The 12,377-nt window shown below is 58.3% G+C and carries 11 protein-coding genes; 2 read left to right on the top strand and 9 right to left on the bottom strand.

Going from position 1 to position 12,377, the window contains the following annotated elements:
* The 9 genes from GIW04_RS20290 to GIW04_RS20330 form a co-directional block, all read right to left on the bottom strand.
* On the bottom strand, positions 1–372 hold a 372-nt coding region (locus GIW04_RS20290; protein ID WP_236479155.1), incomplete at its 3' end, for a fimbria/pilus periplasmic chaperone.
* Between the two features lie 71 nt (positions 373–443).
* Positions 444–992: a fimbrial protein gene (locus tag GIW04_RS20295; protein WP_003190448.1), complete on the bottom strand. Its 549-nt coding sequence runs from the start codon at positions 990–992 to the stop codon at positions 444–446.
* Positions 993–1,915: 923 nt separating this feature from the next.
* Positions 1,916–4,258 (bottom strand): ATP-binding protein, encoded by a 2,343-nt coding sequence (locus tag GIW04_RS20300; RefSeq protein ID WP_034135313.1) that lies wholly within the window; start codon positions 4,256–4,258, stop codon positions 1,916–1,918.
* Complete coding sequence (locus tag GIW04_RS20305) at positions 4,255–6,615, bottom strand: ATP-binding protein (RefSeq protein WP_034135312.1); 2,361 nt, start codon at positions 6,613–6,615, stop codon at positions 4,255–4,257. Before GIW04_RS20305 ends, GIW04_RS20300 begins: the two co-directional genes overlap by 4 nt.
* Before the next feature lie 29 nt (positions 6,616–6,644).
* Positions 6,645–7,310, bottom strand: a complete 666-nt coding sequence (locus tag GIW04_RS20310) for a response regulator transcription factor (RefSeq protein WP_003190442.1) — start codon at positions 7,308–7,310, stop codon at positions 6,645–6,647.
* A 151-nt stretch (positions 7,311–7,461) separates the two neighbouring features.
* The gene (locus GIW04_RS20315; RefSeq protein ID WP_032892352.1) at positions 7,462–8,127 is read right to left on the bottom strand and encodes a response regulator transcription factor; all 666 of its coding nucleotides are present in this window, start codon (positions 8,125–8,127) and stop codon (positions 7,462–7,464) included.
* Between the two features lie 324 nt (positions 8,128–8,451).
* Entirely contained in the window at positions 8,452–9,786 is a 1,335-nt protein-coding gene (locus GIW04_RS20320; RefSeq protein WP_098951997.1) for an EAL domain-containing protein, read from the bottom strand.
* Between the two features lie 137 nt (positions 9,787–9,923).
* Positions 9,924–10,346: a histidine kinase gene (locus tag GIW04_RS20325; protein WP_120248347.1), complete on the bottom strand. Its 423-nt coding sequence runs from the start codon at positions 10,344–10,346 to the stop codon at positions 9,924–9,926.
* A 20-nt stretch (positions 10,347–10,366) separates the two neighbouring features.
* Positions 10,367–11,581 (bottom strand): EAL domain-containing response regulator, encoded by a 1,215-nt coding sequence (locus GIW04_RS20330; RefSeq protein ID WP_034135310.1) that lies wholly within the window; start codon positions 11,579–11,581, stop codon positions 10,367–10,369.
* A gap of 237 nt (positions 11,582–11,818) precedes the next feature.
* Between GIW04_RS20330 and GIW04_RS20335 the strand changes: the two genes are divergently transcribed.
* Positions 11,819–12,073: a hypothetical protein gene (locus GIW04_RS20335; protein ID WP_003190434.1), complete on the top strand. Its 255-nt coding sequence runs from the start codon at positions 11,819–11,821 to the stop codon at positions 12,071–12,073.
* A 5-nt stretch (positions 12,074–12,078) separates the two neighbouring features.
* A complete protein-coding gene (locus GIW04_RS20340; RefSeq protein WP_120248348.1) occupies positions 12,079–12,357 on the top strand; it encodes a hypothetical protein in 279 nt (92 codons plus the stop codon).
* Positions 12,358–12,377 lie beyond the last annotated feature (20 nt).

Consider the following 12,377-nt stretch of genomic DNA (forward strand, 5'->3'; position numbering starts at 1 on the left):
CGCCTCGGGTTTGGGCGGGATTTCGAGAACGTTGAGCCAGAACACCGACTCTTTGTCCTGCGCCAAAGTCGCGCCGGTAAAGAGCACTCGCAAGCTTTGGCCCTTGGTCGGGTCAATGCGCGCCACCGGGGGCGACAATAGGAACGGCGCCTTGGAGCTGGTGGGTGTCGATTCGACGCTGCCGGTGTCGATCCATGATTGGACCAGTGCGGGCAACGTGCCGTTATTGTTCAGTTTTACGGTGATTTCTTTCTGGTCCGCCGGATAGACCAGGCGCGTACCGGTAATCACCACTGCAGCGAATGCATGGGAACACATCAGTGTGGCCAGGCCGATCAGCAGCAGTGGTTTGAATGCACGTGTGCACGACATAGAGCAATCCCTTTACCGTCTGGATGCACGCCCTTCAATACCGAGCAGGGCGTGTGTCCAAAGCCTGCGACTTACTGATAATTGATGGAGTAAGTCACGGAGCCCACAACGGTGCCCGGCGTGGTAGCCGACTGGGCGTAGTACTGAACGGCGTACGGCAGCACAGCGGTCAGGGCAGTTGGGTCAACAGTTACGCGGCTGGTGGAGGTAACCTGAGACGTGTTGCCGGCCTTGATCGCGTTGCCATTGGTGGCATCCACCAACTGCAGTTGGACCTTGGTGGCTGAACCGCTGATGTTCTTCACATTACCGCTGGCCGGATCCACGCCACCGCCCGACTCAAAGAACGCCGCCGCGGTTTTGATCGCAGCAGAGCACTTGCTCAGTTCGATGTTGAAACCGGTCTGGCCAGCTACTTGCCCGGCGGAAGCCAAGGAAGCGGTGGAGATGGTTGGCAAGGTGACGGTGGTCGCGCCGGAAGCTGCTGCACCATTGACGGCCACTTGGCAGGTTTCGGCTTTCAGCTCACCGTTGAAATCAATTTTGCCGTCCGAAGCCATGGCAGCAGAAGAGACGGTGGCAGCGACCAGTACAGCGAGGGCGCGAGCTTTGTAATTCATGAGTAACTCCGAGAACGCGATAGGCTTGATTAAGTTGTGAAGTTCCCTGGACGGGAAATACTTCTGCGTTGTTGCGAAATGAAGTGTAAGCAGCGCACTTAATTTTCAAAATAGGAGTGCTCTGAAAAACAAATAACCCGGGCAAATCACCTTATAAACAGGCGATTAAAATCAACAAACCAAGTCCCCCACCATAGTGGGCTGGCTTTAATAAGCCAACAGACAAAGCGTCTATAGGAGTGGTCCTAAAAGCGCGCCTGAACGGTATATTTAAATCCAGCTTATATAATGAGTCATCGTTATCCTGATCATCAGATGTTGACTGACCCATCGTTATCGCAGCCTAAGCATCTACACAACTTCGAGGTTAGGCTGGACCCGTGGCGGCCTGACATCCGACGCTTATCTACCTGGCGCGCCGCAGTCCAAATGTGGGAGCTGGCTTGCCTGCGAAGGCGGCCTGACAGTCAACACAGTTGGATTGGGTACATATCCGTTCCTGCGGTAACGGCCACCTAGGGTTCCGCCCTGACGGCGGCTCCCTTTTGAACAGCGCAAAAGCAAGCAAAACGCTCTTGCCCCACCACTCGGCACCTCGCTTAGGCTCGGTGTGCCCGTAATCCGCCAGTGATTTGGGGGCCGCCTGAACGGCTCGCTTCGCATCGTGGTTACCATTGAGCGCTACAGAGTTGTATAGATACCCATCGCTATCGCAGGCAAGCTCTAATGCCGTTCAGTTAAGGCATTTTGTAGGAGCGAGCTTGCTCGCGAAAAACTCACAGGCGCCGCGTTCATTCAGGAAGCACACATTATCGTTGACGTTTTTCGCGAGCAAGCTCGCTCCTACAGAGGGCGATATACGCTTAACTGAACGGCATTAAGGCAAGCCCCACCTGTGAGAACGAGCGGGTACAGCAACGAGGCTATGCTGGCGCAGGCCTTTGACCAAGCAGCACGCTGAGACGCTCGGCTATCTGCTGCGCTGGCCAGTCACGCTCATCGCGCAATAGCCGTTCCAGGCTTTCGACAGTGCTCACCAGGTCGTCCCGCTCCAGCCCCAGCGCCGCCCCGTGCAGACGCTGAACTGCCTGCAACGCTTGGCTTCGCTCGCGCAAGGCCAGTGCCTCGATCAAGTCGTTGAAGGCCGTGCGCAGGATATGCGACTCCTCCTCTGACTCTTCCTTGGGCATTGCCGGCAGCGGACCTTGCGGCATGTCACACCAAAGCTCGATCATCTGCTGCAACTTGGCCGGTGTAACCGGCTTGACCAGCACCCCGTCGAGCCCCGCATCAAAACAACGCTCTAGGTGCTCGTTATCGCTGAAGCCCGCGACAGCTACAAGCGGACAATGGGCACGCTGCAACACCTGCTCCAACTCACGAAAGGCGCCCGCCAGCGGCTCGATTTCACTGTTTGGCAAGTCGCAATCGATCAATACCATATCGACCCGTCGCACATTGAATAGCGTCAACCCTTGGGCGCCATCAACCGCCAGCAACACCCTACAACCCAGCGCTTGCAGGTGTGCAGGCAGTGTCTGTTGGCCGGTCACAGGCGCCTGCACCACCAACACGTGTGCACCGTTACCCTCCACTTGGGCCGGCGCCGCTTCAGCCTGGGGTATATCCAGGGTCTTGGCCCACTCGACGGACAGCTTGACTTCAACCTCAGTACCCACGCCTTGGGTGCTGTTGAGGGTCAGCTCACCCGACATCAGCCTCACGAGGCGACGGCAAATCACCAGGCCAAGCCCGCTACCACCGGTACGTTTGTAAGAATGCTTGGCCCGTGCGTAGGGTCGAAACAGGCTGGCCTGCGCCTGCTGTGACAAGCCAATGCCGCTGTCGATGATGCGGATCAGCACGTGCGGCCCACGAACCTCTGGCCATTCAACCACCTTGAGCTGCACCTCTACCCCGCCTACCTCGGTGAACTTGACCGCGTTGGAGATCAGGTTGCGCAGCACCTGACTCAAGCGCATGCCCTCCAGCATCAAGGGGCCGCTGGGGCGTTCACCACTCAATGTCAGCAGCAGGCCTTTTTCTTCGGCGCCGGCGCGATACTCCTCCACCACCTGCTCGACCAAGGCCCAGAGGTCCACAGGCTCCAGGGTCAGGCTCAGTTGCCCGGCCTCCATCCTGGAAATGTCCAGCACGTCATCCACCAGCCGCAGCAAGGTATTGGCGCCGCTGTTGGCCAATTGAGTGAAGTGGCGCTGCTGTTCGTCCAGCGGTGTGTGCTCCAACAACTCGATAGCCGCCAGCACCGCGTTCATCGGCGAACGCACTTCATGGCTGACCACCGCCAAAAACATCGCCTTTTCCCGCTCGCTCTGCACGGCCTGGCGGCGCTGACGACGGCTTTGCCAGGCGAACGCGATCAACAGCAGCACCACCGACAGCAACAGCCACAACTCACCCTGGAAATGCTCGGCGATGTCCTTGATCGTCGGAATATCCAGGTTCATGTCATCGAACCAGGCGTCATAGATCGCTTTGCGTTCATCGTTGCTGATGGACCCCAGCACTTTCTCCAGGATCGACAACAGGATCTCGTCGCTGTCACGCACCGCCATGCTCACGCCGGTGTGCAATTGCGGCACCACCCCGGATACTTGCAACACCCCCTGATACTGCCGGGAAAGATAGGGGATCAGTAACCATTCAGAGGCGATGGCGGCATCCGCCCGACCGTCCTTGACCATCGCCATGATGTCGACAGCGTTCTGGCCGGAGATCACCGTTATGCCGGGGACTTTCTGCTGCAAAAACGCCTGATACCCCTCGCGCCCCAACATCACCAGGCGTTTGCCGGCAAGTTGTTCCAGGTCCACGAATGGCTGTTGGCCAAAGCGGCTGACGAGGATGGTGGAACTGGTGTTGTAGGGCGTCGTATAGCGCATGCCCAGGTCCTTGACCGGATCGTCATCGCGGCGCCGGGTGGGCAAGATATCCACCTCGCCGCTGATCAGCATGTCCTTGCGGGCGCTACGATTGCCGGTGACCACCGACTGGAAATGCAGGCCGGTACGCGCCGCAATCAGCCCCAGGTACTTGGCCGATAATCCACGCAACTGGCCGTCGCTGATGTACTCGAAGGGCAGCAGGTTGTCGAACACACCGACACGCAGCACGGGGTTGGCGGCGATCCAGTCACGCTCTTGCTGGGTCAAGGTCATCGACGGCGGGTCGGCCTGCGCATCGGCCAGGCCCGCGCTTGCCAGCAGCAACCACCCCAGCAGCAGGCGCAACCGTGCAACCCTCATGGTTGCGTCATCGGCGGCGGCGCGACCATGGCCAGCATGTCCAGCGGGGTCTCCTCGCTCGCGGCACGCCAGTGCTGAACCAACGCCTGAAGCGTGTGCACGTAAACCGGGTTGCCCCAGCCCTCCTCTGCCCGCAACAGGTTCTCCATGTGCGCGGCCGCCTGGGCCAGGGCCGGCCATTCGATGATCAGTGCCGCGCCGTGTAACCGATGGGCAACATGGATGGCCGAAGGGCGATCACAGAGCGCCATCGCCCTGAGCAGGCTCCCCAGGTCAGCCGCCATCTCACGGTTGATAGCGGCCTGATCAAGTGTAGGGGCCATCAAGCTGGCACGCGGTGCCGCCAACGTGACGCCGCACCACTGCTCGATCACGTCACTCAACTGCCCCAGACGTATGGGCTTGCTCAACGCCCCATCCATGCCCGCCGCCAGGCAGCGTTGAAGGTGCTGCTCGCCGGTCAAGGCGGAAATGGCAATGATCGGGCAGCGCGCTCGCCCCCATTGCTGTTCGAGCGCCCGCAGTTCGCAGACCAGGCTGTAGCCGTCCTGATCCGGCAGGTCGCAGTCCATCAATACCAACGCGTAAGCGCTCTCAGCGAACCGCACGCGGGCCTGGGCCGCATCGGCGGCAATCACTGGCACACAACCAAACCCGCTGATTTGCGCCCGCAGCACTTCCTGGTTGGCCAGGGTGTCTTCCACCACCAGCAGCTGCAAACCATCGGTGACATGCAAAGGCATTGGGGCCGGGGCTCGCGTCGGTTCAGCGGCCTCAGGGGCAAGGGTTGCGGGCAAGTACAGGTTGATACACGTCCCCACTCCCGGCTCGCTGCGCAGGGTCAGCGAGCCTTGCATCAAATCGACCAATTGCCGACATATCATCAGCCCCAGGCCGCTGCCTCCCGCACGCTTGTAGGACTGACTCGCCTGGGCATAAGGCCGGAACAAAGAGGCCTGCACCGCTTCGCCCATACCGATGCCGGTGTCGCGGACTTCAACCTGCAACTGATGCTTACCGTCCAGCAAGTCTTCCAGGCGCAGGGTGATGTCAACAGCGCCGGTATCGGTGAACTTGATGGCGTTGGACAACAGGTTATGAAACACCTGCGTCAGCCGCGAACGGTCAAGCCACAACGACGGCAGGGGTGTCTGCACGCTCACATTCAGACTCAAGTGTTTTTCCCCCGCACGCAGGCGATGCAAGCCCACTACGCCATGCACCAGCGCGATGACATCCGTCGCCTCAAGTGTCAGGCGTAACGCCTTGGCCCCTGAATCCGGCCGGTGCAGCACATCATCAAGCAAGCGCACCAGCATATTGGCGCCGCTGTTGGCCAAGTGCGCGAAGTGGCGCTGCTGGTCATTGAGTCGGGTGTGCCACAGCAGCTCCATGGCCGCCAGCACGGCGTTCATTGGCGAGCGTATTTCGTGACCCATCACCGCCAGGAACATGGTTTTTTCCTGCTCGTTCCGCTCGGCCTGCCGCTGCTGGCGGTAACCGCGATAGACCAGCACACACAAGCCAATCAACGCCAACATGCCCAGGATCAAAAGGTGCAAGTAATGGCTGGCGATGTCCCACAGGGTCGGCGCATCTACCTCCAGGTCCCGGTACCAATGCTCGTACATCGCATTCTGTTGTGAGGGGCTGATCGAGCCTAGGGCTTTGCCAATGATCGAGGCCAGCATGGCGTTATCGGTGCGCACCGCCATGTTCACATCCAACATGCTACTGCCCACCACGCCAGAAATTTCCAGCACGCCCTGAAACTGTCGATACAAATAGGGCATCAAGAAGGCTTCGGAGGCCACGACTGCATCGGCACCACCGTCCCGGAGGGTGTTCAGCATGGCCAAGGCCTGGGGGCTTTTGATCAGAGTGGCTCGGGGTGCCCTTTTTCTGAGCAACTGCTCGTAATACTCCACATCGGGGATCACGACGGTTTTATCTTGTAGCTGGTCAAGGTCAAAAATATCGGCGTCGTCGACACGGGTCACTATGATCGGCACGGTAGTGTCGTAGACCAGCGCGGTAAGATCCTCGATAGGCGGCTCGTCACGAAAGCGAAAGTGCGAAGACAGCAGGTCTACCTGGCCATCCAACAGCATGCGCTCACGTGCAGCCCGGGTCTTGACCGGCACATAGGTGAATTCAAGCCCCGTGGCATCGCGCACATATTGCAGGTACTGCACCGGCCGCCCTTGCAGCACGCCATTACTCATGTACTCGAAGGGGACCAGGTTTTCCATCACCCCCACTCGAAGGACCGGATGCTGCGCTATCCACAGCCGCTCCTGCTCCGTCAGCTCAACCGGCGCCGCACAGGCAAGCGCGGCATCCAGCATCAGCAACATGAATAAGAGGGCACCCGGTCGCCATCGCCTCATGGTGAGCCGATGATTTTATTGAGCTTGAACAGTTCATTGTTCGAGGTGACTCCCAATTTGCGAAACGCTGAGGTTTTCTGGGTGCTGATGGTCTTGATGCTGCGATTGAATTTTTCTGCGATTTCACTCACGGTCATGCCCGCCAGATAGCAGCGGATCACCTCCTGCTCACGGCTGGTCAGCTCGGCCTGGACCAGGGCATCCGAGGCTTCGCTGGGGTCTTTGCGCGTCTCGCTGGTGACGGTTTCCGCCAGGCGATACGTCATGTCGGTGCTCAGGTACACCGCGCCGGAGACCACCTTGCGAATGGCCTTGACCACTTGCGTCATGTCCTCGCCCTTGCCAACAAAGCCACGGGCACCGACCCGCATGGCCAGGGCCACGGTAGCCGGGTCATGATGGGCGGACAACACCAGGATCTGGCAACTGGGAAACTTGACCCGCAAGGCGCGGATCAGCGATACGCCATCCATCTCGTCGGGGCTCAGGGAGAAATCCAGTAGCAGCAGGTCAGCCGGAGCGCTGACCAGGCCGGCGAGCAAGTCGCGGCTTTTTTCATAAATGCCAACCACGTCAAAGTTGGCCTCGGCCGCCAAGGTGTTGGCGAGCCCATGCCGAACAACAGCGTGGTCGTCCAATAGAGCAATGCGTACAGGTTTCATCGTATTCGAACCCACTTGGCCCCGCTTAGGTGGCGCGGTCAAACAACAGGGACAGCTATTACGGCACTTCAAGGAGTATATGCAACAACCGCCAAAGGGCACGCCCGCCTACCGCTGTTTTTGCGCGCGTCGGCGTGGCCTGCGTTTAGCGTTAAACACTCTCGATGATGTGCTTGATCCGAAACAGCTCGTTGTTGGACATCACGCCCAACTTGCGAAAAGCCGAGGCCTTTTGCGAACTGATGGTCTTGATACTGCGGCTGAATTTTTCAGCAATTTCGGTGATGGTCATGCCCGACAGGTAACAGCGGATCACCTCTTGCTCCCGCGCAGACAGGCTGACAAAACGCATCGCGTCATCGCGTGATTGCTCCTCACCGTCATAGTTGACCGCCGTGGCTTCGGCCACCCGATAGGCCATGTCGGCACTCAGGTAGACAGCGCCCGAGGCCACCAGCCGCACTGCGCTGATCAATTGGCTCATGTCTTCACCCTTGCCGATAAACCCACGGGCACCGACGCGCAGGGCAAGAATCACCGTGGCCGCGTCATGGTGAGTGGAAAACACCAGGATTCGGCAGCCCGGGTACTTTACCCGCAGAGCACGGATCAGCAGGATGCCATCCAGCTCATGAGGGCCGAGCACAAAATCGAGCAACAACACCTCGGCCGGGTGTGTCAGCAGGCCGGCCATCAACTCACGACTGCGAGCGTAGACCCCCACCACTTCAAAATCAGGTTCCTGTACCAACCGATTGACCAAACCATGCCGCACGATTGCATGATCATCCAGCAAAGCAATTTGTAGGCGTTTCATAAATGACGGAACACTCTGTATAGCGTGCAAAAAAATGGACAACAGCGCTGCCTCACTCTGAATAAGTTAAGGTCCTCTCAGACTCATCCATTTCATCAATTACATCCGTGCAACTGAACATCACACGCCACACGCTCACTCCCTATAACTTAACGCGCACAGGCTCACCATCGCAGTTAAAAAATGCGCCAATTCTTCACAATAACAACGGTATAAAACTTAATAGATCTGCGAAAAACTTAATATAAGAAAACTCCTAAAAACCAAGAGCTGACCTACACACATCAAGTTCCAATACTTACCTGCCCGCCAAACTTTACAGCCTCAGCCGTTCTTTTCCCGCTCAATCACAAAGTTCAAGAAGGCGTCTATTTCCATCGGGCGCGCCAGCGCATAGCCCTGCCCTACCCGGCAACCCAGGCGGTGCAGCAGGGGGATCGTGGACTCGTCCTCGATCCCCTCCGCCACCAGGCTCAGGTTAAGCAGACCTGCCCAGTTCACAATGCCTGCGATCACCTTGCGTGACGAGGCGTGCTGCTCGACACCGCGCACAAACGAGCCGTCGATTTTCATTTCATCAAACGACAGGTTCGCCAACAGCTTGAAAGTGGCTGCGCCGCTGCCGAAGTCATCCAGCGAAACCTGAAAACCCTTGGCGCGAATAGTCGTCAATGACGCCGAAAGATGCAGCTCATCCGGCTCCTGCACATCTTCGGTCAGTTCGACTTTCAGCAAGCGGCTCGGCAGATCTGCCTGGCGCATGCGCAAGGCCAGGCGCTCGGCAAAATTGGGGGTGCACAGGGTCTTGGCCGACGCATTCACCGCGATAGGGATCGTAATGTTTTCGCGCTTTAACGCTAGCATCACGCGCAGAGTCCACATCTCCACCAGGCTGAACAGCAACAGGTCCAGGCCGAGACGGTTGACCAGCGGCATCAACACCGCAGGCGGAATTTCACCAAAGCGCGGGTGCTTCCAGCGCACCAACGCCTCAGCGCCGACGATGCGCCGGCTCAGCAACTCGAACTGTGGCTGAAAGACAAAGCGCAATCCCTCGCCGGTGGTCAGGGCGTTGATGACTTCATCCTCAGCCAGCGACTCAAACGTCATGGCCTGCAGCTTGGGGTCCGGTTGAGCGAGGGTCAGCAGCACCGTGCGCAAGGCATCGCCCAGCTCCAGCGGGCCACCGTCACGCAAGATCTGCACGCTGATTCCCGCCGACTGCGCCAGGCGCGAATGGGATTCCAGTGCGCTGATGGCTACGCCGCCCATGTGCTTGACCCACAACTGCCTAGCGGGCGCTTCGCACGCCGGTGTAACTGTTGCTTCGATCAAATTTTCCTGCACATTCAGGGTGGTTTCGCCGGTCCAGAAAATACTCGGAAACTGCATTAACGTACCCGCGTCATGCAGTGCTTTGAGCACACTTGGCAACATCAGGCCATCGCCACACTCGGAGCGGATTTCGCACACGATGATGTCCACGCGGTGCGCGCTTAACCACGCCTGCAGCGCCTCCAGCGAGGCGACCGTGGCCAGCGGCGTGACCCCCATGCCACCCAACGCAGAGGCGAGGCGCAAGACACACGCAGGGTCGGTTGCCAACGTGATCACGCGCAGGGCGCTGAACTCGTTAGGCACGGCGGCATTTAAGATCATGACAAAGAATTTCCCGAGATTGTTTCAGCGAAAAAGCTTATCAGTGCCTAAAAAGAAGCAAATAGGAATGGGACTAAAAGCATAAAACTGCGACGGTGGCGGGTCCCGCGAAAAGCGTGCAATAGCTCACATCAGGATTAATTGGATTCCAGCAACGGTCTGCCCGAGCGCTGTTTTATTTGCACATCCACCCGATCCATGACGCGCGCCAGAATCGATCGGTCCGGAACACCGGAGGCAATAAAGCCGCAGCGTTGCGCCGTGACTGAATTATCGGGAAACGCTTGCAGGGTCACGCCCTGATAAATCAATGAGTGTCTGACACACGCGTACTCCTCAAGCATTTGCTTAAACTGTGCGCCCGCCGCGTGCACAGTTTCTTCATTGATCACCAACAGATCAAATACATCCCTTGCGTTATCCAATAACGTAATCAACACCTTGAGGGAATCGACAGGCACAACGCGGTGGTATCCCAAATGGCCAAGGTCTTTTTCAATACTCATTCGCCGGGTGGCATCGCTATCTACCAACGCGATCCGCAAACGTGGATTGGACATAAAAGCCCTCCTGATTGACATCAAATATTGCTGCGCGAGTTCAACTGGGTCGCCAGCCAGGCCAACGCGCGCGCAGCGTTCATGGGACGAGCACAGAGATAGCCCTGGGCCTCGTTGCATCCCAGCTTCAGTAATCCCAGGCGCTGGTTTTCGTTCTCGACGCCCTCCACCACCACTCGCATGCCCAGTGCCTCGCCCAGTGCCAATGTGCTACTGACCACGGCACGGTTGCGCGCACTGCTTTGAAGATCGCGGGTAAATGCGGCGTCCAGTTTGATTTCGGTAAACGGCAACTGGCACAGGCGCTCCAGCGAGGAATAGCCGGTGCCGAAGTCATCAATCGACAGGCCGGCACCCATCATGCGCAGTCGTATCAGGGTGTCGAGCACGGCGGGGGAAACTTCCAGCAGGCCGCATTCAGTGATTTCAAACGTCAGACGACACGCAGCAATGGCGTGGGATTGGAGTGAGTCGCAAAGACGCGGCAGTAATAAGCCATGACCGAGCTGGTCGGACTCCAGGTTAAACGCCAGCGATAGGAACTGCTCCTGCTCTGCCGACTGCTGCAAGAACTCAAGGCCTTGTTGCAACAGCGCGAAGAACAGTTCATCCAACGCGCCAACTTGAGCGAGCAGCGGCAAAAAATCTGCCGGATACAACAGGCCGTATTGTGGATGTTGCCAACGCGCCAGCACTTCAAAACCGCGCACCTGCCCCGTGCTCAAATTGAACTTGGGCTGGAAAAACGCCTTGAACTCATGCCTTGAAAAACCCCCAGCCACGCACGCCTTGCTCAAGAACCCAGACCGGCTGCTTCGGCGCGCCTGCTTTGTCGGCGCCCCAATCCTTTCCAGGTAGCGGCTGAGCATAGGCGCAATGGCGCTTGCTGGCACCGGGAAGTCCACATAACCCAATACACTGATGCCCAACAGGCCTGCCATGCGATCAATTGCATCGTGCAGGTCCGTGCCATGGGCGCTGAACATAATGAGCGCTTTAGCCAAGTGGCCACGGCCGAGCACTTCGATGGCCCTCAAGCCGTGTGCGCCCTCGTCCTTCAAGTTGCACAAGGCGATATCGACAGGCCCGGTACGCTCGAGCAACTCAACGGCCGCCGCGACATCGGTAACGGCGGCCACCTCTTCACACCCGACCTCCCGGAACACCTGGGTGGCAACAAGCCGCTTGAACGGGTGTTCTTCGATGACCAGAACACGAATAGGTAGGAAGGACATGGCAGAGCACACATAAGTGGGGATGTGCGAATTATCGGCAGACCTTCAGCCGGCGTATTTAGGAACGCTCCTAGAAAGGGCCAGAAAATCTGTACGGCATTATCGAAAGCTAAAGCAATGCGAGCTCATCGGGACAAGGTAAAACACCGGCCTCCAAGCAGCCATTACCTTGCCAGTATTTACGCCAACTGATTCTGAGCTAGCCTTAACGCGCTGAGTCCTTTATGCGGTGAACTCATGGATACGTTAACGAAAGCCGAAATCGAAACGGCCCTTTCCGCTCGCCTTCCCAAGTGCGCGGTCAAGTGCGCGCTCAACCCGGACGGCAGCCTTTCAGTCACTGTAACGGCGCACGGTATGGACCAATTCACCATAGCCAACATCAACCGCGCCCACTACCACGGTGTTTCGGGGATCAACCGGCTTGTGCGGGAAATACGTGAAGAAATGGTCATCGCCAGGCAGTCTTTCTGGCTGTCATCGGTGGGGTAACAGATATGCCAGACGCTACTGACGCAACGCTGCAACCGGTCAACATTGAATACCTGCAAGACACGCTGTTCGGTGTGAACACGCTCGCCAGCGAGTGCATGGCGCAGCTTGTGCGCGCTGCGCCCGGTGTGCAGTTGCGGCTTGCGCCGCCATGGCCCGCGCAATTGCTGAAGGCCCACAGGATTAGCTTTGAATGGAACGGTCAGGCCTATCGTGGCGTGGTGCAGGCGGCTGAATTCTTGACCAACGGCGACTTGCTGCTGGACATCGAACCGCAGCCGTAAACGCGCGCACTTGGCAGCAT

The sequence above is a fragment of the Pseudomonas sp. PA-4-8C genome (assembly GCF_021606625.1).
Taxonomy (GTDB): Bacteria; Pseudomonadota; Gammaproteobacteria; order Pseudomonadales; family Pseudomonadaceae; genus Aquipseudomonas; species Aquipseudomonas lactis.